The organism is Kitasatospora sp. NPDC051170, assembly GCF_044455705.1.
Lineage (GTDB): Bacteria > Actinomycetota > Actinomycetes > Streptomycetales > Streptomycetaceae > Kitasatospora.
In genome coordinates this window covers 72475-94501 of record NZ_JBITFA010000018.1, presented here as the reverse complement: position 1 = coordinate 94501, position 22027 = coordinate 72475, and the positions used below count along the sequence as shown (strand labels likewise).

At 73.9% G+C, this 22027-nt stretch carries 19 protein-coding genes; 13 read left to right on the top strand and 6 right to left on the bottom strand.

The genetic code is table 11. The features are described 5' to 3' along the window. Nucleotides 1-5 precede the first annotated feature (5 nt). Genes ACIBCA_RS31345 through ACIBCA_RS31325 form a run of 5 tightly spaced genes read left to right on the top strand, consistent with a single transcriptional unit; the run spans nt 6 to nt 7054 of the window. Entirely contained in the window at nt 6-1205 is a 1200-nt protein-coding gene (locus ACIBCA_RS31345; RefSeq protein WP_396286432.1) for an acetyl-CoA carboxylase biotin carboxylase subunit family protein, read from the top strand. After that, nucleotides 1202-2896, top strand: coding sequence for an IucA/IucC family protein (locus ACIBCA_RS31340; protein ID WP_396286431.1), 1695 nt, complete (start codon nt 1202-1204; stop codon nt 2894-2896). Before ACIBCA_RS31345 ends, ACIBCA_RS31340 begins: the two co-directional genes overlap by 4 nt. Next, nucleotides 2893-4125 (top strand): MFS transporter, encoded by a 1233-nt coding sequence (locus ACIBCA_RS31335; RefSeq protein ID WP_396286430.1) that lies wholly within the window; start codon nt 2893-2895, stop codon nt 4123-4125. The genes ACIBCA_RS31340 and ACIBCA_RS31335 overlap by 4 nt, the downstream gene beginning before the upstream one ends. Continuing rightward, nucleotides 4122-5867 (top strand): IucA/IucC family protein, encoded by a 1746-nt coding sequence (locus ACIBCA_RS31330; RefSeq protein WP_396286429.1) that lies wholly within the window; start codon nt 4122-4124, stop codon nt 5865-5867. The genes ACIBCA_RS31335 and ACIBCA_RS31330 overlap by 4 nt, the downstream gene beginning before the upstream one ends. Then, a complete protein-coding gene (locus ACIBCA_RS31325) occupies nt 5864-7054 on the top strand; it encodes a type III PLP-dependent enzyme (protein ID WP_396286428.1) in 1191 nt (396 codons plus the stop codon). Before ACIBCA_RS31330 ends, ACIBCA_RS31325 begins: the two co-directional genes overlap by 4 nt. Nucleotides 7055-7153: 99 nt before the next feature. Here the strand turns inward: ACIBCA_RS31325 and ACIBCA_RS31320 are convergent, their stop codons facing one another. After that, complete coding sequence (locus tag ACIBCA_RS31320) at nt 7154-8593, bottom strand: ATP-binding protein (protein ID WP_396286427.1); 1440 nt, start codon at nt 8591-8593, stop codon at nt 7154-7156. Next, nucleotides 8586-9263 (bottom strand): response regulator transcription factor, encoded by a 678-nt coding sequence (locus ACIBCA_RS31315; protein ID WP_396286426.1) that lies wholly within the window; start codon nt 9261-9263, stop codon nt 8586-8588. Before ACIBCA_RS31315 ends, ACIBCA_RS31320 begins: the two co-directional genes overlap by 8 nt. A gap of 209 nt (nt 9264-9472) precedes the next feature. On the opposite strand from ACIBCA_RS31315, the gene ACIBCA_RS31310 reads away from it, so the two are divergent. Both ACIBCA_RS31310 and ACIBCA_RS31305 read left to right on the top strand, forming a co-directional pair. Next, a complete protein-coding gene (locus ACIBCA_RS31310) occupies nt 9473-10294 on the top strand; it encodes a hypothetical protein (protein ID WP_396286425.1) in 822 nt (273 codons plus the stop codon). A gap of 56 nt (nt 10295-10350) precedes the next feature. Next, complete coding sequence (locus ACIBCA_RS31305) at nt 10351-10998, top strand: DedA family protein (RefSeq protein WP_396286424.1); 648 nt, start codon at nt 10351-10353, stop codon at nt 10996-10998. A 54-nt stretch (nt 10999-11052) separates the two neighbouring features. On the opposite strand, the gene ACIBCA_RS31300 is transcribed toward ACIBCA_RS31305, so the two are convergent. The 4 genes from ACIBCA_RS31300 to ACIBCA_RS31285 are packed head-to-tail and all read right to left on the bottom strand — an operon-like array spanning nt 11053 to nt 15777. Continuing rightward, complete coding sequence (locus ACIBCA_RS31300) at nt 11053-12540, bottom strand: ABC transporter ATP-binding protein (protein WP_396286423.1); 1488 nt, start codon at nt 12538-12540, stop codon at nt 11053-11055. Beyond that, nucleotides 12537-13379, bottom strand: coding sequence for an ABC transporter permease subunit (locus ACIBCA_RS31295; RefSeq protein WP_396286421.1), 843 nt, complete (start codon nt 13377-13379; stop codon nt 12537-12539). Before ACIBCA_RS31295 ends, ACIBCA_RS31300 begins: the two co-directional genes overlap by 4 nt. Continuing rightward, the gene (locus tag ACIBCA_RS31290) at nt 13376-14374 is read right to left on the bottom strand and encodes an ABC transporter permease (protein ID WP_396286420.1); all 999 of its coding nucleotides are present in this window, start codon (nt 14372-14374) and stop codon (nt 13376-13378) included. Before ACIBCA_RS31290 ends, ACIBCA_RS31295 begins: the two co-directional genes overlap by 4 nt. Continuing rightward, a complete protein-coding gene (locus tag ACIBCA_RS31285; protein ID WP_396286518.1) occupies nt 14371-15777 on the bottom strand; it encodes an ABC transporter substrate-binding protein in 1407 nt (468 codons plus the stop codon). Before ACIBCA_RS31285 ends, ACIBCA_RS31290 begins: the two co-directional genes overlap by 4 nt. Nucleotides 15778-15869: 92 nt before the next feature. On the opposite strand from ACIBCA_RS31285, the gene ACIBCA_RS31280 reads away from it, so the two are divergent. The 6 genes from ACIBCA_RS31280 (at nt 15870) to ACIBCA_RS31255 (ending at nt 21975) form a co-directional block, all read left to right on the top strand. After that, the gene (locus ACIBCA_RS31280; protein WP_396286419.1) at nt 15870-16703 is read left to right on the top strand and encodes a TauD/TfdA family dioxygenase; all 834 of its coding nucleotides are present in this window, start codon (nt 15870-15872) and stop codon (nt 16701-16703) included. A 37-nt stretch (nt 16704-16740) separates the two neighbouring features. Then, entirely contained in the window at nt 16741-17766 is a 1026-nt protein-coding gene (locus tag ACIBCA_RS31275) for an ornithine cyclodeaminase family protein (protein WP_396286517.1), read from the top strand. Then, nucleotides 17757-19091, top strand: coding sequence for a Y4yA family PLP-dependent enzyme (locus ACIBCA_RS31270; protein ID WP_396286418.1), 1335 nt, complete (start codon nt 17757-17759; stop codon nt 19089-19091). The genes ACIBCA_RS31275 and ACIBCA_RS31270 overlap by 10 nt, the downstream gene beginning before the upstream one ends. A 21-nt stretch (nt 19092-19112) precedes the next feature. Continuing rightward, nucleotides 19113-20165, top strand: coding sequence for a cysteine synthase family protein (locus ACIBCA_RS31265; protein WP_396286417.1), 1053 nt, complete (start codon nt 19113-19115; stop codon nt 20163-20165). Between the two features lie 8 nt (nt 20166-20173). Further along, nucleotides 20174-21631, top strand: coding sequence for an MATE family efflux transporter (locus ACIBCA_RS31260; protein ID WP_396286416.1), 1458 nt, complete (start codon nt 20174-20176; stop codon nt 21629-21631). A gap of 155 nt (nt 21632-21786) precedes the next feature. After that, nucleotides 21787-21975, top strand: coding sequence for a YegP family protein (locus ACIBCA_RS31255; RefSeq protein ID WP_396286415.1), 189 nt, complete (start codon nt 21787-21789; stop codon nt 21973-21975). Nucleotides 21976-22027 lie beyond the last annotated feature (52 nt).

The window sequence follows — 22027 nt, the reverse complement described above, 5'->3', positions numbered from 1 at the left end:
CTGCCTTGCGGCTCTACCTGCTCGCTCTCAACCCCACCGACTCCGTCACCCGGGGATTCCTGCCCGCCGCCGCCCGGCTCGGGCTCGACGTCACCGTCCTCACCGACCACGTCGAGGATCACCGACGCGCCTACGCCGACGCCGAGTTCGAGGCGGAGGTGATGGACTGCGACGTGCAGGACTTCCGCGAGGTGATCGGGGCGATATCCCAACACCACGCGCCCGACGCGGTGTTCAGCAACAGCGACCACCTGCAGACCCAGACCGCCCTGGTCGCCGAGTACTTCGGCCTGGCCGGCAAGGACTGGAAGGCCGCGCTGCGGGCGAAGAACAAGGGCGAGCTGCGCCGCCACCTCGCCGAGACCGGCCTGGACCGGGTCTGGTCCGCCGAACTGGCGCCCGGGCAGGACGCGGGCGCGCTCACCCCGCCCTTCCCGTGCATCCTCAAGCCCCGCGAGGGCGTCGCCAGCGAGGACGTCACCCTCGTCGCCGACAGCGCCGAACTCGCCCTGCGCGTCAAGGAGATCCAGCAGCGCCGCCCCGGCGCCACCCTGGTCGTCGAGGAGTTCCTGGCCGGCGAGCTGTGCACCCTGGAGACCCTCGGCGACGGCCTGACCCGGCACGTCCTGGGCGGCTTCCGCACCCGGCTCTCCCTGCCGCCGGACTTCATCGAGGAGGTGCTGACCTTCACCCCGGCGCACCCGGAGCCGGTGGTCGACCAGCTGCTCGCCCAGCTCGACGCGCTCGGTGTCGGACTCGGCGCCTGCCACACCGAGTTCGTCCTCCAGGCGGACGGCCGGGCGCGCATCATCGAGGTCAACTACCGTGCCATCGGCGACCAGTGCGACCTGATGCTCGCCGAGATCCTCGACCTCCCGTACTTCGAGCTGGTCCTGCGCGCCCACCTCGGCGAGGCGCTGCCCGCCGGCCTCGGCGCGCGCACCGACCGGCGGGCCCGCCACGAGCGCGTCTGCGCCGACCGGGCCGGCGTCCTCACCGCCGCGCCCGGGCCGCTGCTCGAGGGGCGGGCCGACGGGGTCGTGCTCTCCTACCGCCCGGTGCGCGAGCTCGGCGCCCGGCACGAGCTGTACCGCACCAACCGCGACTACCTGGGCATCGTCTGGGCCGTCGGCCCGGACCAGGGCGCGGTCGACGCCGCCGTGGCGGAGTTCATCGCCGCCAACCGCTGGGAGATCACGCCGTGAGCCCCTCCGACCGGCTCACCCTCCGGGTGCTGTCCGCACTGCTGCGCGAGGACGTCCTCGGCCTGCGCGCGGGCGGCGTCCTGGAGCAGCGGGCCGACGGCCCCTGGCTGGGCTCCGGCACGCTCGCCCTGCCCGTGGCCCCCGAGGGCTTCCAGGGCGACCACGCCGCCCGACTGCCCCTGCTGGAAGTGAACGGCGAGCCGCTCACGAGCCTGCCCGCGATCCTGGAGCGCCTCGCCGACCTGGCCGACCCGCTGGACCGGCCCGGCCACCTGGCCTTCGCCGAGGAGTGCCGGCAGACCCTGGCCACCATGCGGCTGCACGACGAGGTCCGGCCGGCCGTGAACGCCGCACTCGCCGAGCGCTACGGCAAGGACACCGCCGAGTGGACGGGCCCGGGCGCCTCGCTCGGCTTCGAGGCCCTCGCCGCCTTCCTCGACCACCCGGTCTACCCGACCGCGCGTGGCCGCTCCGGCCTGACCGAGCCGCAACTGCGTGCCCACGCACCGGAGTTCCACCCGAGTTTCGAGCTGCGCTGGCTCGCCGTCCCGGCCGATCGGCTGACCGTACGCGGCGGCGGCCCGCTGCCCGCCTGGTGGCCGAGTGCCGAACAACTGGGCATCCCCGGTGAGTTCCTCACCGTCCCCGTCCACCCGCTCACCGCGGGCGAGGACTTCGAGCGGATCGCGCCGGGCTCGGTGCTCGCCCCCGAGCCGTACCTCAGCGTGCTGCCGACGCTGTCCATGCGCACCGTGGCCGTCGCCCGCGATCCGGGCTGCCACCTCAAACTCCCGCTCGCCACCGCCACCCTGGGCCTGCGCAACCGGCGCACCATCAAGCCCGTCACCCTGGTCAACGGGGCGGTCGGACAGCGGCTGGTGGAGGCCGTGCTCGCACGCGAGCCGCGCTTCGCCGGGCGGGTGCTGCACGCGGACGAGCAGCTCTACGCGCACGCCGAGGACGAGCTGCTGGCCGTCCTGCTGCGCCGCTACCCGGACGGCCTCGACGAGACCGTCACGGTGCCGCTGGCCGCCCTGCTCGCGGAGGCGCCCGACGGGCGGCTGGTGATCGACCAGCTCGCCGACCGCTTCTACGGCGGTTCCGTCCTCGGGCTGTACGAGGACCTCGTGCGGCTGCTGGTCGACTGGCAGACCACCCTGTTCGGCCACGGCATCGCCCTGGAGTCGCACCAGCAGAACACCTCGCTCGTCCTGGACGGCACCGGCCTGCGGCTGCTCTACAAGGACAACGACGGGCCCCGGATCAACACCACCCGGATCGGCGAACTCGCGCCCCTGGCCGCCGAGTTCAGAGATCCCCGGATTCTCGGCGAACAAGACGGCGCCCTCACCGACCTGTTCACCACGATCACCGGCCACCTGTGCACCGCGTCGCTCGCCTTCGGCCTCGCCGCGCACGAGCGGGCACCGCTGGAGCGCACCCTCGGGCTGCTCCGCGAGATCCTCACCGAGGCCGTCGACCGCCTCGGCCCGGCGGGGCGGCCGCTGCGCGCGAACCTGCTGGACGCCGAACGGCTGCCCGTCAAGGCCATGGTGAGCGCCGGCACCCTGCTCAGCAAGGAGCGCAGCGGCGCCGCCGACATCAACAAGCACTACACGGACGGCCCCAACTACCTGCTGCCCGACCGCTTGCGGCCCAACACCCTTCTACCGAAGGGCGGTTCACGATGACCGCCGAGACGCTCGCGCGGCCGGCCGGCGGTGTCGGACTCGACCGGCGCCAGGTGAACGCCGTGGCCGCCTGCTACTTCGTCGCCTCCTTCGCGGCCCTCGGCCTGCCGCCCTACCTCACCGAGATCCTCCCCGGCCTCGGCGACCACGACGGGCACTGGGCCGGCCTGCTCTACATCGTGCCGACGGTCTTCACCGCCCTCGGCGCACCGCTATGGGGCCGGCTGGCCGACCGCTTCGGCCAGAAGCGGCTGCTGCTGCGTGCCCAACTCGGCCTCAGCGTCTCCTTCCTGCTCGCCGGCGCCGCCGACAGCCTGCCCGCGTTCACCCTCGCGCTGGTGCTCCAGGGCGTCCTCGGCGGCACCTTCTCCGCCACCAACGGCTACCTCGCCTCGGCGCTGGACGGCTCCCGGCTGTCCCGGGCGCTGACCCTGATGCAGGGCAGCGCCCGGGCCGCCCTGGTCGCGGCGCCGATCCTGGTGGGGGCGCTGTCGCCGTGGATCGACCCGCACCGGCAGTACCTGGTGATGGCGCTGCTGCCGCTGACCGCCGCCGCCCTGCTCGGCTTCCTGCCTGAGCCGAGCCGACCGGCCGCCACCCGGACCGCGGAAGGCAACGCGGAAGGCAACGCGGGAGGCACCGCGGGAGGCAACGCGGAGGGCACCGCGCAGACGGACCCGCCGGGCTCACTGAAGCTGCTCTACACCTTCGAGTTCGCCTTCGTCTTCGCCACCATCATCTCCTTCCCCTACCTGATCACCCTGGTGCAGCAGCGGCTGCCGGGCGTGAACGGCACTGTCGCGGGCCTGCTGTTCGCGCTGCCGCACCTGGTCTACCTGTTCGCCGCCGGGCGGCTGCACGGCCTCGTCGAGGAGCGGCCCGGCACCGGGCTCGCCCTGGGCTTCGCCCTGGTCGCCCTCGGACTGGCCGGCCACGCCCCGGCCCACTCCCTGCTCACCTTCGCCCTCACCCGGGCGGTGCTCGGGCTCGGCATGACCCTCGGCCTGGTCTGCCTCGCCGTCCTCACCGCCGAAGCCGCCCGCGGCCGCGCCCCGGGCCGGATGTTCGGCACCCGCGAAACCGTCTCCAAGTGCGGTGCCGTCGCCGCCGGACTCGCCGCCGCGCTCGCCAACGGCAGCGGTGGACCGGCCGCCCCCGTCGTCACCGGCACCGCCGCCGCCCTGGCCGCCGCCCTGCTCGCCCTCCTGACCCGTAGGAGCCCCCGATGACCGCCCGCACTGCACGCCCGCAGTCGGCCGCCGCCCCGACCGGGCTGCCCTCGGCCGACCACGCCGTGGCCCACACCCTGCTCAACTGCCTGGTCCGGGAGGTCTCGGCGCCCGAGCACCAGACCGCCGTCGACGAGGGCCACCTGCTGCTGCGCCTGCCGCGCCGCGGCGCCCTGCTGCGGGTCGCCCTGCGCCGCACCTCGCTGATCGGAGCGCACCGGTTCACCGGGCCGGTCTTCGAGCAAGCCCCCGACGGCTGGCGCGAGTTGGGCTGGCGCGAGCTCGCCGAACACGTCCGGGCCGAGCTGACCCTGCGCAGCGGCGTGGAGAACGAGGAGTTCCTCGCCCAGCTGGCGTCCAGCCACGAGGGCGTGTCCGCCGCCCTGTCCGACCGGCCGGCGATCGGCAACCTCCCGGCGACCGGCCAGGGGCGGTACCTGGAGTCCGAGCAGGCCCTGGTGTTCGGGCACCGCTTCCACCCGGCGCCCAAGTCCCGCTCCGCCGAGGGCGCCGACCGCGCCACCTGGGCCGCGTACGCGCCCGAGGCCCGCGCCGCGTTCCGGCTGCGCCATCTCGCGGTCCGCAGCGAGTACATCGCCCAGGACACCGCCGACCCGGCCGCGCTCGCGGTGCTCGATGGCCTGGGCGAGGTCCCGGAGGGCTACACCCTGCTGCCCGCCCACCCCTGGCAGTACGAACTCCTGGGCGACGAACCGCTGTTGCGGGAGGCCATCGAGCGCGGGGACGTCATCGACCTCGGTCCGCGCGGCGAGGAGTTCACCGCCACCGCCTCGGTGCGCACCCTGCACGGCGCCGACGCCTTCCTCAAGTTCAGCCTCAACGTCCGCATCACCAACTGCCTGCGCAAGAACGCCGCCTACGAGCTGACCGGCGCCGTCCAGCTCACCCGGCTGCTGGACGAGCCGTTCGCCGACCTGGCCGCCCGCTTCCCGGACACCGCGATGCTGCGCGAGCCCGCCTTCCGTACCCTCGCCCTGCCGGGCGCGGACGGCGCCGCCGACACCACGCTGTTCGAGGGCTTCGGCCTGATCGTCCGGGACGGGCTGGCCGGCGTCGTACGACCCGGCCTGACGCCGCTGCTGTCGGCCGCCGTGGCCGACGAGTACGCCACCAGCTCGGCGCACATCTCGCGGCTGCTCGACGGCGCCGGCCCCGAGCGGGCCGAACAGTGGTGGGCCGCCTACCTGCGGCTGGTCCTGCCGCCGGTGCTCGCCGCCTACTTCGACCACGGCGTGGTCCTGGAGCCGCACCTGCAGAACGTGCTGGTCTGCGTCGACGCCGCCGGGCTCCCGGCCCAGGCGCTCCTCCGCGACCTGGAGGGCACCAAGCTCGTGCCCGAGCAGAACGCCGCCCTCCTCGAACGGCTCCCCGCCGACGTCGCCGGACCGATGACGTACGACGCCCAGCGCGGCTGGGACCGCGTCGTCTACTGCCTGCTGGTCAACCACCTCTCCGAACTGCTCGCGGCCGTCGCCGACCTCCACCCCGACCTGGAACCCGCCCTGTGGGCCGAGGTGCGGGCGGTCCTGGCGGAGTACGGCGAGGCGCACGGCCGCCCGCCCAGGCTCGCCGCCCTGCTCGCGGGCGTCCCGCTGCCCGCGAAGGCCAACCTGCTCACCCGCTGGGAGCGCAAGGCCGACCGCGAGGCCGGGTACGTACGACTCTCCTCGCCGCTGGCCGAGGACGTGCTCGCCGAGGCCGCCCGGGGCGTGACCCGATGAGCGAGCTCGCCCTGCACCACATCGACACCCTCGCGCCCGAGGAACTGCCCGCCTACGTCTACGACTTGAGCGAGCTGCGTGCGCACGCCGCCGCTGTCCGGGCCGCGCTGCCGCCGCGCGTCGAGCTGTACTACGCGGCCAAGGCCAACCCGGAGGCGCCCGTGCTCGCCGCACTGCGCGAGGCCGTGGACGGCTACGAGGTCTCCAGCGGAGGCGAGTTGGCCCACGTCCGCGCCGCCGTGCCGGGCGCCCCGCTGGCCTTCGGCGGGCCGGGCAAGACCTCCGCCGAGATCGCGGCCGCCGTGGAGGCGGGTGTGCACCGCTGGCACGTCGAGAGCGTCCACGAGCTGCGCCGGCTCGCCGCGGCCGCCACCCGGCCGGTGGACGTGCTGCTGCGGGTCAACCTGCCGGTCGGCGACGGCACTCTGGACTCCGTCGCCCTGGCCATGGGCGGGCGTCCGACCCCGTTCGGCCTCGACCCGGACCAGGTGCCGGAGTGCCTGCGGCTGCTCGGCACGCCCGAGTTCGCCCGGCTACGGCTGCGCGGCATCCACGCCCACCTGGCCAGCGGGCTGGCCGCCGCCGAACACCTCGCCGTCGCCGCCGGGATCGTGGAGTGGTCCGCCGCGCTGGCCGAGCGGCACGGCTTCGCACTGGAGGAGGTCAACGTCGGCGGCGGCATGGCCGTGGACTACGAGGACCCGTCCGCCCGCTTCGACTGGACGGCCTTCGGCGAGGGCCTCGCCGAACTGCTCGACGCCCACCCCGGACTCACCCTGCGCATCGAACCCGGCCGCGCGCTCACGGCCTACTGCGGCTGGTACGCGACCGAGGTCCTGGACGTGAAGCGAAGCCACGGCGAGGACTTCGCCGTCGTCCGCGGCGGCACCCACCACCTGCGCACCCCCGCCACCCGGGGCCACTCCCAGCCCTTCACCGTCCGCCCCGTCGCCCCCTGGCCGCACCCCTGGCCCCGCCCGGCCACCACCGGCCCGACCGTCACCGTCTCCGGCCAGCTCTGCACCCCGAAGGACGTCCTCGCCCACCGCTCCCCCGTCACCACCCTCCGCGCCGCCGACCGCCTCGCCTTCACGATGGCGGGCGCCTACGCCTGGAACATCTCCCACCACGACTTCCTGATGCACCCCCGCCCCACCTTCCACCACCTCGACGCCCCCACCTCCTGAGCGAGAGGTACGTACTGACGAGGTATGTACTGACGAGGTACGTACTGACATGGCCGGGAAGTCCCAGTGCCTTGGTATCGCCGATCCACGCGAAGGCCGTCAGGCCGCCGCCGCGGGCGGGAGCGGGAGGCTGATTCGGAAGGTCGTCGTGCCCGATGTGTCGAGAACGGTGAGTGTGCCACCGTGAACGGCGGCGATGTCGCGGGCGATGGGGAGGCCGAGGCCGGCGCCGCCGTCGTCGCGGCTTCGGGCGTCGTCGAGGCGGGTGAAGCGTTCGAAGATCTTCTCGCGGTCGGCCGGTTCGATCACGGGGCCGTCGTTGGCCACGTCGAGGAGGGCCAGGCCCGCTGCCGGGTCGAGCTCGAGGCGGACGGTGATGTGGTGCCGGGCGTGGCGATGGGCGTTGTCCAGCAGGTTGGTGAGCAGGCGGCCCAGCCATTGCGGGTTCCCGTGGACGAGGACCGGTCCGGGGGTGTGGACGGAGACCGGGTGGGCCTGGGTGCCGCGGGCTGCGACGGTGGCGCGGACGAGTTCGGCGAGGTCGACGGGTTCGTGCGGCCAGTCGTGTGCGGTGGCGTCCAGGCGGGCCAGCAGCAGGAGGTCGGCGGCGAGGGCCTGGAGGCGCTCGGTGTCCTCCAGGGCTCCGGCAACCAGGCGGTTGCGGACCTCGGGGTCCGGGTGGGCGAGGGCGACTTCGAGTTGGGTGCGCAGGACGGTCAGGGGGCTGCGCAGTTCGTGGGAGGCGTCGGCGATGAAGCGCCGCTGCCGGACCCCGGCGGCCTCCAGGCGTTCGAGCATGGCGTTCATGGTGCCGGCGAGGCGGGCGATCTCGTCGTCGCTGCCCGGTTCCGGGACGCGCCGGTCGAGGTCGCGGTCGCCGATGGCGGCGACCTCGGTGCGGATGGCTTCGACCGGCCGCAGGGCGCGGCCGGTCGATCGCCAGGTGAGGGCGCCGACGGTGAGCAGCAGGACGGCGCTGAGCACGGCGAGGGCTGCGGTGGTGAGATCCTCGGCGGCGTCGGCGGTGCGCAGGGAGGCTCCGACGTAGATGGTGACCGGGCCGGCGGGGGTCGTGGCGGTGACGGTGGTGACGCGCTGGTGGTGTTCGTCTCCCAGCGCGCCGAGGTTGAAGACGGTGTGGCCGTCCCGCCGGCTGACGGGGGCGACGGCGGGGTGGCCGGCCAGGTTCTGGCTGGCGGCGACGACGGCGCCGTGCGCGTCGACGACCTGGATGAAGTCGGTGCCGTGGTCGAGCGGGAGCGGGCTGCTGAGGTGTCCGTCCGTGGCGAGACGGGCGACGACCTGGGCCTGCTCGCGGGCGCCGGTCTCGACGGTGCGTCCCAGGTTGGCGCGCAGCAGCAGCACGACCGCGGCTGAGGCGATGGCGAGGACCACGGCGACGCTGACGCAGGCGGCGAGGGTGGTGCGGGCCCGGACCGAACGTGGGGCGAACCGGTCGAGAAGGAGCGCGAGGCGTGGGTGCCGGGCCAGACTGCGGCGGGCGACGGCACGGATGCGGACCCGGATGCTGTCAGCCACCGTCGGCCGCCAGCCGGTAGCCGGCGCCGCGGACGGTCTGGACGGCGGCGCGCCCGAACGCGGTGTCGATCTTGCGGCGCAGGGCGCTGACGTGGACCTCGACGGTGTTGGGGTCGCTGTCCAGGGCGCTGTCCCAGACGGCGTCGAGGATCTCCCGTTTGGAGACGACCTCCCCGGCGCGGCGGGCCAGGTGGTCGAGGATGGCGAACTCGCGCGGGGTGAGCGGCACGGCGACGCCGGCCCGGGTGCAGGTGCGGGCGGCGGAGTCCACGACGAGGTCGCCCAGGACGGTGCGCCGGGGTGCGCGGCTGCCGATGCGGCGGGCGAGGGCCTTGAGGCGGGCGACGAGCACGACGAAGGAGAAGGGCTTGGAGAGGTAGTCGTCGGCGCCGGTGTCCAGGGCTTCGGCCTCGTCCCACTCACCGTCCTTGGCGGTGAGCATCAGGATGCCGACGTCGCTGCCGGCGGCACGCAGGCGCGAGCAGACCCGGTAGCCGTTGAGGCCGGGCAGCATGATGTCCAGCACGATCACGTCGTAGGAGTGGTCCATGGCCCTGGCCAGGCCGGTGAGCCCGTCGTGGGCCAGATCGACGGTGAACCCTTCCGCGGCCAGGCCCAGCTGTACTGCCAGGGCCAGCCGCCGTTCGTCCTCCACCACCAGTACGCGCATACCCACCAGGGTGGCAGGTCCCGGGACCTGGGAGCTGAGGACGGCTTCAGGTCTTCAGCTCAGCTTCAGCATCGCCCGGACATCCTGGTCCTGGGCCCGGACGGCGTGCGGCACGTGGGGTCACGGTGGACGGCGCCAACGACACGATCACCGGTGACACCGTCCTGGGCGGCTGACCCATTCGTTCGGCGCGGCCGCGGCCACGCATCATGGAAGGGAGCGCCGTCCTCGTGGGCGCTACGACGACACCCCTGCACACGCACCGACGCCGAGCCGGATTCGCCGGCCCGGCCTGGAGCAAGGTCCCGCAGGTGACGGCGGTGTTCTGGATCGTCAAGATCCTCACCACCGGCATGGGCGAGACCACCTCCGACTACCTCGCCCACACCCTCGGGCCGATCCCGGCGGTCGGCTCGGCGGGCCTGCTGCTGGCCGCCGCGCTGTTCGTTCAGGCCCGTACCCGCCGCTACGTCCCGGTCGTGTACTGGGCCGCGGTGGTGATGGTGAGCGTGTTCGGCACCATGGCCGCCGATGTCGCGCACGTCGCCCTCGGCGTCCCGTACGCCGCGTCCGCGACGGCGTTCGCCCTCGTCCTCGCCCTGGTGTTCGTCCTGTGGCGGCGCGCCGAGGGGACCTTGGCGGTGGAGACGGTCGCGGGCGGGCGGCGCGAGGTCTTCTACTGGTGCGCGGTGATGGCCACCTTCGCGCTCGGCACCGCGGTCGGGGACCTGACGGCGGCCACCCTGGGCTGGGGCTACCTGCCCTCCGGGCTGCTGTTCGCCGCCCTGATCCTGGTCCCGGCGCTCGCCCGCCGCCTGTCCGGCCTCTCGCCGGTGCTCACCTTCTGGTGGGCCTACGTGCTGACCCGGCCGCTGGGCGCCTGCTTCGCCGACTGGGCCGGGGTCAGCCGCGAGCGCGGCGGCCTGGACCTCGGGACCGGTCCGGTCAGCCTCGTCCTCGCGGTGGTCATCGTGGCCGCCGTGGCATGGCTGGCCAAGGGCGAGCGTCGCGTGCCCCGAGCATCGGCCTGACGTCCGATCCTCCTCACCTCCGACCGACCCGTCCCCGCGAAAGGGCGCTGAACGCGATGAACCTCTCGTCGAGCCTGCTGGCCGTCAACCCTCTGGACGCCGGATCACTCCTCGGCGCGTTCGGCGCCCTGGGTATCGCCGTCGTGCTGTTCGCGGAAACCGGCCTGCTGGTCGGATTCTTCCTCCCGGGCGACTCCCTGCTGTTCACCGCGGGGCTGCTGTGCACCACCGGTTCCCACAGCGGCCCGCACCTGAACCTCGCCCAGGTGCTCGGTGCCTCCGCCGTCGGCGCGCTCGCCGGGGCCCAGGTCGGCTATCTGCTCGGCCGCCGCGGCGGCCGGGCCCTGCTCGACCGCTCCCGCAACAAGCGCCTCCACGAGGGAGCGCAGCGGGCCGAGGAGATCCTGCACCGCTACGGGCACGCGAAGGCCGTCGTCCTGGCCCGCTTCGTACCGGTGGTGCGTACCGTCCTCAACCCGCTCGCCGGGGCGCTCGGCGTCGACGCCCGCACCTTCACCCTCTGGCAGCTCCTCGGCGGCCTGGTGTGGACGTTCGGCCTGGTCCTCGCCGGCTACGCGCTCGGGTCCTCCGTACCGAACGTCGACCACTACCTGCTGCCGATCGTCGCTCTCGTGGTCGTGGTGTCGCTGCTGCCGCTCGCACTGGAACTGCTGCGCTCGCGCCGCCGGGCCGGGGCCCGATGACGGCCGCTGCCTCCTCCCTCGCGTTCGACGGCCGCGTGGGGAAGGCCGGCCGGGTCAGTTCGGGACCGGGCGCGGGGCCGGGCTCGGGACCGGGCTCGGGACCGGGCGGTGGTCCGCGAGTGGTGCCGCGTCGGAGCGCCCGAGGGAGAGGACGGTGTCGGCGTGGGCGGACACCAGGGGCAGGTCGTGGCTGACGAGGAGGACAGCGAGGCCCCGGCCGTCCCGTAGGTCGCGCAGGAGCTCCATGATGCCGTCGGCCGTGTCGGCGTCGAGGGCCGAAGTGATCTCGTCGCAGAGCAGGACGTCGGGTTCGGCGGCCAGGGCCCGGGCGATGGAGACGCGCTGGCGCTGTCCGCCGGACAGCTCATGGGGGTACCTGGCGGCGTGGGCGGGAGTGAGGCCCACGGCGGTCAGCAGTTCGGCCACGCGAGCACCGCGCTGGTCGGCGGTCCGGGCGAAGTGGAGCTTCAACGGACGTGTGAGGGTGGTGCCGACGGTGTGGGCGGGGTTGAGCGCGCCGAGCGGGTTCTGTGGGACGAGCTGGACGCGGCGGCGCTGGTCGCGGGTGCGGCGCCGGTAGGAGGGGGCCAGGGGTTCGCCGCCGAGGGTGATGCTTCCGGCCTCGGGGCGGTGGAGCCCGGCGAGGGCGCGCAGCAGGGTGGTCTTGCCGCAGCCGGAGGGGCCGGTGATCCCGGTCAGGGTGCCGGCCCTGACGGTGAGGTCGAGGCCCGTGAAGACCTGCCGGCGGGCGCGCCCGCCGCCGACCCGGGCGTCGAGCGCCCTCACCTCGACGACGGGCGCCGCGTCGGTGGAGACGCCGACTCGGATGGTGGCCACGGGCGTTGCCGCGGTTCTGGGGCCCGCGGCCGGCCGGGCGGGCGCCAGCGCGAGGACCTCGTCGGCGCAGCGGGCGACGAAGTCGCCGTCGTGGCTGGTGAGGGCGACGGCGATGCCCTGCCGCTCGGCGAGATCGCGCAGCAGCCCGGCGATCTCGTCGCGCAGGGCGGTGTCCAGGCCGGCCGTGGGTTCGTCGAGGAGGAGGATCGCGGGGCGCCGGGCGAGGGCGCGGGCGAGGGCGACGCGGCGCTGCTGTCCGCCGGAGAGGCCGGTGGTGCGGCGGCGTTCGATGCCCTCGTCGACCGGTAGCCGGACGGCGCGCAGCAGGTCCGCCACGGAGGTGGTACGGCGGTCGGCGGCGGTCTCGGTGATGAGCCGGCCGACGCGCATGCGGGGGTTGAGCCCGGAGCCCGGGTCCTGGCCGACGAAGGCGAGCCGGTGGCGCCGCAGCCGGCGCAGTTCCCCGGGCGGGAGGGTGAGGAGGTCGTGCCCGAGGACGGCGAGGCTTCCGTCCGTGACGCGCGCGCCGGGTGGCAGAGCGCCGACGAGGGCGCGCAGCAGGGTGGTCTTGCCGGCGCCGGAGGGGCCGGTGATGGCGTGGACGCGGCCCGGGGTGAGGGTGAGGGTGGCGCCGGTGAGCAGAGGGGTGTCCCGGAGAGCGACGGTCAGGTCGGTGGCGCGGGCGGCGGGTGCGGGGGTGCTCACTGCGGGGTCTCCGGGGTGGGCCTGGCGGGGGCGAGGGCTTCGGCGGCGAGGTTGACGCTGATGGCGAGCAGGCCGATGGCGAGGCAGGGCGCGCCGACGGCCCACGGGTTGAGGGTGATGCCGGCGGCGTTCTCGCGGATCATCAACGCCCAGTCGGCTTCGGGGGGTTGGGGGCCGAGCTGGAGGAAGGCGGCGACGGAGACGATGTAGACGCCTTCGACGAAGCGCAGGCCGAACAGGGCGAGGACGGTGGAGCGCAGGTTGGGGAGGACTTCGTGGACGGTCAGGTGCCAGAGGTTCTCCCCGCCGGCCGCGGCGGCTTCGACGTAGCCGGTGGTGGTGACGGGCGCGGCCGCGGCGGCGACGATCCGTACGGCGTAGGGGATGCCGAGGAGGGTGGCGGCGGCGGCGACGGCGAGGCGGCCGCCGCCGGGCCAGGCCAGGGCGATGAGCATGACGGCGAGGACGGAGGGCAGCAGGATCGTGCTGTCCGCGGCCCGTTCGATCCAGCGGCCGAGGACCGGGCGCAAGGCGGCGACGATGCCGATGGCGCCGGCGGCCGCGGTGACGACCGAGGCGATGGCCAGAGCGGCGACGATCAGCGGTGCGCCGCCGGTCAGGAGGCGGCTGAGGACGTCACGGCCGAGCTGGTCGCCGCCGAGCGGTGCGTCGCCGCCCGCTTCGGCGTAGGGGAAGGCGACCGGTGCGTCGATCGGGTGCGGGGCCAGGAGTGGTCCGGCGAGTGCGAGGAGGACGAGCAGGAGTGCGGGGGCGGCGCGCAGGAGCACCTGTCGCTTCCGCCGGACGGTGCGGACGGGGGCCTTGGCGGTGGCGGTCATCGGCGCTCGTCTCCGAGAACGGTGGTGCGGACGAGGTCGGCGAGCATCAGGAGCAGGCTGATGGAGGCACCGGCGGCGGCCACGACCCCGGCGACGAGCGGGGTGTCGCGGTCGGTGACGGCTCCGGCCAGGACGGAGCCGATGCCGGGGTAGTTGAAGAGGGTCTCGACGACGACGGTGCCACCCAGCAGCATGCCGGCGGAGGTGGCGATGCCGACGGCGATGGCGGGCAGGGCGCCGGGGAGCATGTGGTGGCTGAGGAGGCGCCGGTGGGGCAGGCCGTCGAGGACGGCCGCCTGGACGTGCGGCAGGGCCGCCTGGTCGGCGAGTGCGCCGCGCACGATGCGGGTGTTCCAGCCGATCTGGGGGACCGCCAGGGAGAGGAGCGGCAGGACGATCATGGTCCAGGACTCGGGTCCGCCGTCCGGCCCGGTGAGGGTGACGGCGGGCAGCCAGCCGGTCCACTGGGACAGCAGCAGGAGCAGGGCGACGGAGACGACGAACTCCGGCAGGGCGAAGGCCGCTGTGGACAGGACGTCGATCGCGCGGTCGACGCGCCCGCCCGCGCGCAGGGTGGCCCAGCCACCGAGGGCGAAGGCGCCGACCGTGCTGAGCGCGAGGGCGAGGCCGCCGAGCAGGAGGGTGTTGGGGAACGGGCCGGCCAGGACGTCGGTGACGTGCTGTCCGCGTGCGGTGGTGCCGAGGTCACCGGTGGGCAGGCCGGTCATCCAGTCCCAGAAGCGTTCGGCGACGGGCCGGTCGAGGCCCAGCGCGGTGCGCCGGGCGGCGAGGTCGGCGGCGGTGACGCCCCGGTCGGAGCTCGCGCCGGCGGCGTCGCCGGGCAGGACCTCGACGGCGGCGAACACGGCGCCGAGCAGGACGACGAGCATGACCAGCCGCCGGACGGCCTGCCGGGCGGCCCGGCCCGCACCGGGGAGGATGCGGGCCGGGAGGCTCCGGGAGGCCGGCGCGGCCACCGGGTGAGGGGTCGTCAACGCGACAGCCAGGTCTTCTCGAGCTGGACGCGGCCGTAGCCGGGGAGCCTGGGCAGGTCGCGCACGGCCGCGCCGGCGAGGTCGATGCCGTCGGCCATGCCCCACAGCAGGTAGCCGGACTTGGCGAACTCGATCTCCTGGAGCCGGTGGAGCAGTTTGTCGCGCTGCGCGGTGTCGGCGGCGCCCATGGCCTTGCGGTAGGTCTCGTCGAACTCGGGCTCGTTCCAGCCGGACTCGTTCTGCCCGGCGTCGGAGAGCATCGTCTTGGAGGCGAAGAAGACGACCGAGTCGTTGGTGCCCCAATAGGTGGTGTAGAGCGCGCCCTTGAGCCAGGTCGCGTCCCAGAACACCTTGGAGTCCTGCTTCACCACGTTGATCTTCACCCCGGCCTCGCGGACCTGGGTGGCGAACAGGGTCGCGGACTCGGCGAGGCCCGCGATGTCCTCGGTGGTGACCAGGTCGTAGGTCTTCGAGGTGTCGAACCCGGCGTCGGCGAGCAGCTGCTCGGCCTTGGCGAGGTCACGGGTGCGCTGCGGGACGTCCTTGGCGAAGGCCGGGTCGCCGGTGCCGAGGATGTCGTTGCCGATGCTGCCGTAGCCGGAGAGGACCTGCTTGACCATGGCGTCGCGGTCGACGGCGAGCCTGAGGGCCTCGCGCACCCGGGCGTCGGCGAACGGGCCGTCGGCGGTGCGCATGACGATGGGCATCGCCATGTCGTTGGGCCGGCGCACGATCTGGACGCCCTTGCGGGCCTCGGCGGTGCGGGCGGCGACCGCGCCGACGTTGGAGGCGACGTCGATCTGCCCGGCGAGCAGCGCGTTGGCCATCGCCTGGGGGCTCTCGAACAGCCGCACCTCGACGGCGTCGAGCAGGACCTTGCCGCCGTACCAGTTGTCGTTGCGCACGAGGCGGGCGTTGCCGTCGCGGTACCAGTCGAGCTTGAAGGGGCCGGTGCCGGGGGCGCCGGCGACCGCGTCGTCCTTGGTGTCCTTCCTGAGGACGAAGGTGGTCAGGCGGGTCAGCAGCGGCAGGTCCGCGTTGGGGTAGTCGGAGACCAGGACGACGGTCTTCGCTCCCTCGGCGGTGATGCCCTCGGGCTGGATGCCGGGCAGGCGGCTCTTGCCGGACGGGGTGTTGCGCAGGCGCTTGAGGGACCAGACGACGTCATCGGCGGTGACCGGGGTGCCGTCGTGGAAGGCGGCACCGTCGGCCAGGGTGAAGCGCCAGGTCCTCAGGTCCTCGGACGGCTTCCAGGAGGCGGCGAGGCGGGGGGCGGTGTTGGTCCTGTCCCCGGGTATCGCGAGCGTGTCGTAGACCAGGCTGATGATGAGGTAGTCGCTCTCATGGGCCTGGGTGCCGTGCGGGTCACGGGTGACGGCGGACGCCTTGCCGAGCGCGCCCACCTTCAACGTGCCTCCGGCGCGGGGCTGTTGGGAGGCGCCGCCGGAGGGCGCGGTGCCCTGGGAACCGCCCGTGCCGCCGCCGCAGGCAGCGAGTGCGCCGTCGGCTGCGGCCGGTCGACACCGCCGACGGCCTGTTCGTGCTGCGCGGCCTCGACGTCGACGACGCCGAGCTCGGCCCGACCCCGGGGCACTGGTCGACCGTCGCCGACGCCGGTGCGCTGTGGGACGTGGTGCTGCTGCTCGTCTCCGCGCTGATGGGCACGCCGATCGCCTGGGACGGCCAGCAGGACGGCCGCTTCGTGCACAACATCGTCCCCTCGCCGGGCCACGAGAGCGAGCAGACCGGCGCCTCCAGCTCGGTGCTGCTCACCCCGCACACCGAGGACGCCTTCCACCCCGGCCGCGCCCACCTGCTGCTGCTGTGCTGCATGCGCAACCACGACGAGATCGCCACCACCGCCGCCAGTGTGCGCCTCGCCGGGCTCTCGCAGGCCGACCTCGACCAGCTGAAGCGGCCCGTCGCCCCGATCCTGCCCGACGACGCGTACGAGGAGGCCCGGCGGTTCGGCGGCCGTCCCGACCCGGTGCCCACCCTCTTCGACTCGCCCGAGGGCCTGACCATGCGTTACGACCCCGCCTACACCCCGCTGGACGAGACGGACGGGGCGTGGCGCGAGGCGTACGACCGCCTCGGGCGGGAGTTGGCGCGCGTGTCGGTCGCGGTCAGCCTGGAACCCGGCGACGTCCTGGTCGTCGACAACGACCTCGTCGTCCACGGCCGCGTGCCTTTCCGGGCCCGCTACGACGGCACCGACCGCTGGCTCAAGCGCGCCTCGGTACGCGTCGAAAACCGTTCCACCCGCCCGCCGGCCGAGCACGACGAGCACGGGTACGGCCAGGCCGCCCTCACCGCCTGGGCCGGCTGAACCGCCTGACCCGCCTGACCCGCCTGACCCGGCGCCTCTGACGCCATCTCACCCTCTCGAAAGGGCACACCACGTGGACCGGGACGACACCGCCCTGCGCGTACTCTCCACCAGCGACCTCGCCGGCCTGGACATCACCCTCGCCGACGTCGTCGACACCGTCGAACAGGCATACCGCACCCTGGCCGCCGGAAAGTCCGACAACCCGCGCAAGCTCACCGTCAAGCCCGCAGACGGTCACTCCGTCTCCTACGCGATGCTCGGCCGCGACGGAGTGCGCAACGTCGTCGCGATCAAGACCTCCTACAAGCACGGCCTGCACTCCGGGCGCGAGGAGCAGCACTACTACACGACGCTGACCATCTACGACGACGTCACCGGCCTGCCCGTGGCGATGATGGACTGCTCCCGCATCGGCTCGCTGCGCACCCCCGCCGTCTCCGCGCTGCTGGCCCGCGAGTGCGCCGCGCCGGACGCGCGCACCGCGCTGGTCATCGGCACCGGCACCCAGGGCCGCCTCGCGCTGCCGTTCCTGCTCACCACCCTGCCGAAGCTGGAGCGCCTGCTGCTCTCCGGCACCCACCCCGACGGCATCACCGCCGTCCGCGCCGAACTCGCCCGGCACTTCCCCGGCCGCGGGATCGAACTCGTCGACGACCTCGAGGCCGCCACCCGCGACGCCGACGTCATCCTCGCCACCGCCGGCGCCCACTCCCCCGCCGCCGTCGAGGCCGACTGGCTCAAGCCCGGCGCGGTGACCGTCCTCGTCGGCCACGGCCTCGCCCCCTCCACGCTCCACCGGGCGGACCGCGTGATCGCCACCAGCGAGGCCCAGATGCGTGTCACCGGCACCGACATGGCCGACGCGGACGGCGACTTCCCGGCCGTCGATCTGGAACTGCCCGTCGTCATCGCCGGTGCCGCCAAGGCCCGAACCGCCGACGACCAGCGCATCTTCGCCTACAACAGCGGCCTGGTCGTCACCGACATCGCCCTCGGCCACCGCTTCGCCCAGCTCGCCGCCGCCCAGGGCCTCGGTACCGAGGTGGCCCTGTGGCGCTGACCCTGCCCGCCCACCCCGACCCGCTCGCCGACCGCCTCCACGCCGGCGGCCTGCTGCACGAACTCGCCCACGGCCTCGACGGTCCGTTCCACTACCTGCTGCCGGAACGCTTCGACGCCAACCTCGCCGACTTCCGGGCCGCCCTCACCGAGGCCGGCGTCGAAGGACGCGTCCACTACGCCAAGAAGGCCAACAAGGCCTCGGTGTTCATGGCCCGCTGCGCCGCCGGGGGCGCAGGCGTGGACGTCGCCTCCCTCGGGGAACTGCGCGACGCCCTCGGCCACGGCGTGCGCGGCGAGCACCTGGTCGTCACCGGGCCCGCCAAGTCCCCGGAGCTGCTGCGCGTCGCGGTCCGACAGGGCGCGCTGATCGCCGTCGACGCCCTGGACGAGCTGGACCGCCTGCTCGCCCCCGATGGCGCGCGCCCTGTCCGGGTACTCCTGCGCCGCCACCCGCCGACCCAGCTGCGCAGCCGCTTCGGCCTGGACCGCGCACAGCTGCACGCGGCACTCCGCCGCTGCGCCGCCGCCGGGGACGCCGTGCGGATGGAGGGCTTCAGCTTCCACCTCTCCGGCTACGAGGTCCAGCCGCGCGCCGACCTCGCCGGGGAGCTCGTCGAACTCTGCCTCAAGGCCCGGGTCCTGGGCCTCCAGGCGGACCGGATCAGCATCGGCGGCGGCTTCCCCGTCGACTACGTCCCCGCCGACGCCTGGGACACCTTCCTCGGAGAACACGGTCCCGGGCAGTACCACGGCGAGAAGGCCTTCGCCGTGGATGACTTCTACCCGTACCACTCGCCGGTCGCCGGCGACGACGCGCTGCGCGCGATCCTCGCCGCCCGACCGGCCGGCGACGACGACGACGTGAGCCTGGCGGAACGGCTGCGGCAGGCCGGGGTGATGCTGCTGCTCGAACCCGGCCGCGCCCTGCTCGACCGCGCGGGCTCCTCGGTGTTCCGCGTCCAGGGCGTCAAGGACCGTACCGGATACGGCATCGTCACCGTGGACGGCACCAGCCTCAGCCTGTCCGAGCAGTGGTTCAACAGCGAGTACCTGCCCGAACCCCTCCTGCTGCCCCGGGGGGAGCGCGAGGACGGCCCGTACGAAGCCTGCGTGGGCGGTGCCAGCTGCCTGGACTCCGACCTGCTGACCTGGCGCAGGATCCGCTTCCCCTCCCGGCCCCGGTTCGGCGACCTGATCGTCTACCCCAACACGGCCGGCTACCAGATGGACTCCAACGAGTCCCCCTTCCACGAACTGCCCCTGCCGCCCAAGGTCGTGATCGACCAGGACGGCGACCGCCCGCGCTGGCGCCTCGACCGCTGACCCCACTGGAGTTCTCCCACCATGACCGACGCCCTGCACCGCCCCCCGGTGGTCAGCCGGATATCCGACCTCATCGGCTGCACCCCGCTGTTCGAACTCGCCCGTGCCGACAACGGCGCCCGCCTCCTCCTCAAGCTGGAGATGTACAACCCCACCGGCAGCGCCAAGATCCGGATGGCCCGCCAGATGGTCCTCGACGCCGAGGAACGCGGCGACCTGCGCGAGGGCGGCCACATCATCGAGTCCACTTCCGGCAACACCGGCCTGGGCCTGGCCGTCGTCGCCGCCGAACGCGGCTACCGCTTCACCGCCGTCGTCGACCACCACGCCGCCGCCGACAAGCTGCGCGCCATGTCGGCCATGGGCACCGAGCTCGTCTACGTCGACGAGAACGGCGGCGAGGACGGGGGCGAGGACGGCGACGAGGACCTGCACACCGCCGCCCGTGAGGAACTCGCCGAGGAGATGGCCCGGGGCAAGGAGAACACCTTCTTCACCGAACAGCACAACAACCCCAGCAACGCGGTGGGCTACTACGCGGTGGGCCGCGAGATCGCCCGGGCCCTGGACAACCGGGTGGACGTGCTGATCGGCGCGGTCGGCACCGGCGGCGGCCTGTGCGGCACCGGAGCGGAGCTGAGGAAGAGCGTCCCGGACCTCACCGTCGTCGGCGTCGAACCCAAGGGCTCGATCGCCTTCGGCCCGCCCGCCCACGACTACTACCAGTCCGGCACCGGCACCCCCGAAGGCGCCACGATCGGACTCCTGGTCGACTACGACCTCATCGACGAAGGCGTGAAGGTCGGCGACATCGAGGCGTTCGCCACCGCCCGCGTCGTCGCCCGCCGCACCGGCCTGCTCATCGGAGGCTCCGCGGGCGGAGTCGTGTACGAGGCCCTCACCAGGCTGCAGACCCTGCCGCCGGACGCGGTGATGGTCGCCTTCGTCAACGACGGAGGCGAGAAGTACCTGGACACCGTCTTCGACGACGACTGGATGCGCGCCCGCTCCCTCACCGACCCCGGCGTGGAAGCCGGGATCGACGAGACCCTCACCAAACTCCGCCAGAACTGAGCCTCACCATGCAGCAGTTGACCACGCTGGTCCGCGACGGCCGGGCCCTCGCCGCCCTCGCGGTCCCGCTCGCCCTCACCCAACTCGCCCAGGTCGCCCTCACCACCACCGACACCGTCATGATGGGCGCCCTCGGCACCGGGGCCCTCGCGGCCGGCGGCCTCGCCCTGGTCATCTTCAACCAGCTGCGCACCATGGGCGTCGGGCTCGTCACCTCGGTCGGCAACCAGGTCGCCGCCGCCGCAGCCCGCGCCGAGAAGGCCGAGGGAGCCGAGGGGGCCGAGGGGGCCGAGGGGGCCGAGGGGCCGGAGCAGACCGCCGCGGCCGGGAGCGGTGACGAGGTACGCGGCCTGGTCCGGGCCGCGATGGCCGTCGCCACGATCGCCGGCCTCGCGGGCGCCGTCCTGATGGTCCTCATCGGCCAGGCCGCCACCCTCCTCGGCCAGGACGCGGACGTCGCCCACCGCGCCCAGGGCATGCTCGCCGCCCTGGCGCCCGGCCTGCTGCCCTGCCTCTGGTTCCAGGCGATCCGCCAGTTCACCGTCGGCATGCGCCGCCCCCAGGCGCTGCTGCGGATCACCATCGCCTCCGTCGCCGTCAACGCCGGGCTCAACTGGATCTTCATCCACGGCACCTGGGGCCTGCCGAAGCTCGGACTCACCGGCATCGGGGTGGCCACCAGCAGCGTCCACCTGCTCTCCTTCCTCGCCCTCCACGCCTCCGCCCGCCGTGACCCCCGACTCGCGTCACGGCTGAGCCTGGACTTCTGGCGCGCCGACGCCCCCACCGTGCGCCGCCTGCTCGGCCTCGGCACCCCGATCGCCGCCACCTACGGATCCGAGGCCGGCTTCTTCTCCGTCACCGCCCTGCTCGCCGGCAGCTTCGGCGCCGCCGCCCTCGCCGCCCACACCGCCGTCAACCAGCTGATCTACATCGTCTTCCAGGTCGCCGTCGGCCTCTCCCACGCCGCCTCCATCAACGTCAGCCGCGAACTCGCCCTCGGCGAGTACACCGCCGCCCGCCGCATCAGGAACACCGCCCTCGCCTGCGGCGCCGTCGTCACCACCCTCGTCGGCATCGCCTACCTCACTCTCCCCGAGCTCGTCCTGCGGCCCTACTTCGACCCCGACACGGCCGCCGACCAGCAGGGCCTGCACATCGCCACCGGCCTCCTGGCCGTCGTCGCCCTGCTCCAGTTCTTCGACTGCGCCCAGAACATCGGCGTCGGCCTCCTGCGCGGCCTCGACGACACCAGGAGCGGCTTCCGCATCACCCTCGTCGGCTACTGGCTCGTCGGCCTGCCCGCCGCCTGGCTCCTCGCCTACCCTCTCGGCGGCGAGACCCGCGGCCTCTGGCTCGGCCTCCTCCTCGGCCTCGCCACCACCGCCGTCCTCCTGCTGCGCCGCTACGGCCTCGCCCTCACCACCAGATCCGCCCTGACCCACCAGCCGGCCGCCACCGGCTGAACCACGTCTCCCCCTCCACACAGGGGCCGGCCGGCATGCCCGGTCCGGCCCCACGGCGAGCCTGACCCGAACGGGTTCGGCCGGAGAGCGGGGCGGCCGACCGAGCCGTAGGTTGCGGTGCGTGGGGGTCACCTGAACGAGAGGTACGTACTGACATGGCCGGGAAGTTCGAGCTGTACACGGACGAGAGCGGGATGCACCGGTTCCGGCTCAAGGCGAGCAACGGGACGATCGTGGTCACCGGGGATCCGCAGGAGAGCAAGGACGACTGCCTCAGGAGCATCGAGTCCATCCGCAAGCTCGCTCCGTACGCCGACCTGAAGGAGGCCGCCGGGTCGGTCTGACCGGACCGGGAGGGCCCCGCGCGGGTCGGTGGTGCAAATCGCCGACCCGCGT

Bases quoted from the DNA above. Each gene is read 5' to 3' on its own strand.
- ACIBCA_RS31335 (WP_396286430.1), top strand. From the start codon at position 2,893: ATGACCGCCGAGACGCTCGCGCGGCCGGCCGGCGGTGTCGGACTCGAC.
- ACIBCA_RS31330 (WP_396286429.1), top strand. From the start codon at position 4,122: ATGACCGCCCGCACTGCACGCCCGCAGTCGGCCGCCGCCCCGACCGGG.
- ACIBCA_RS31325 (WP_396286428.1), top strand. From the start codon at position 5,864: ATGAGCGAGCTCGCCCTGCACCACATCGACACCCTCGCGCCCGAGGAA.
- ACIBCA_RS31315 (WP_396286426.1), bottom strand. From the start codon at position 9,263: ATGCGCGTACTGGTGGTGGAGGACGAACGGCGGCTGGCCCTGGCAGTA.
- ACIBCA_RS31310 (WP_396286425.1), top strand. From the start codon at position 9,473: ATGGAAGGGAGCGCCGTCCTCGTGGGCGCTACGACGACACCCCTGCAC.
- ACIBCA_RS31305 (WP_396286424.1), top strand. From the start codon at position 10,351: ATGAACCTCTCGTCGAGCCTGCTGGCCGTCAACCCTCTGGACGCCGGA.
- ACIBCA_RS31295 (WP_396286421.1), bottom strand. From the start codon at position 13,379: ATGACCGCCACCGCCAAGGCCCCCGTCCGCACCGTCCGGCGGAAGCGA.
- ACIBCA_RS31265 (WP_396286417.1), top strand. From the start codon at position 19,113: ATGACCGACGCCCTGCACCGCCCCCCGGTGGTCAGCCGGATATCCGAC.
- ACIBCA_RS31260 (WP_396286416.1), top strand. From the start codon at position 20,174: ATGCAGCAGTTGACCACGCTGGTCCGCGACGGCCGGGCCCTCGCCGCC.
- ACIBCA_RS31255 (WP_396286415.1), top strand. From the start codon at position 21,787: ATGGCCGGGAAGTTCGAGCTGTACACGGACGAGAGCGGGATGCACCGG.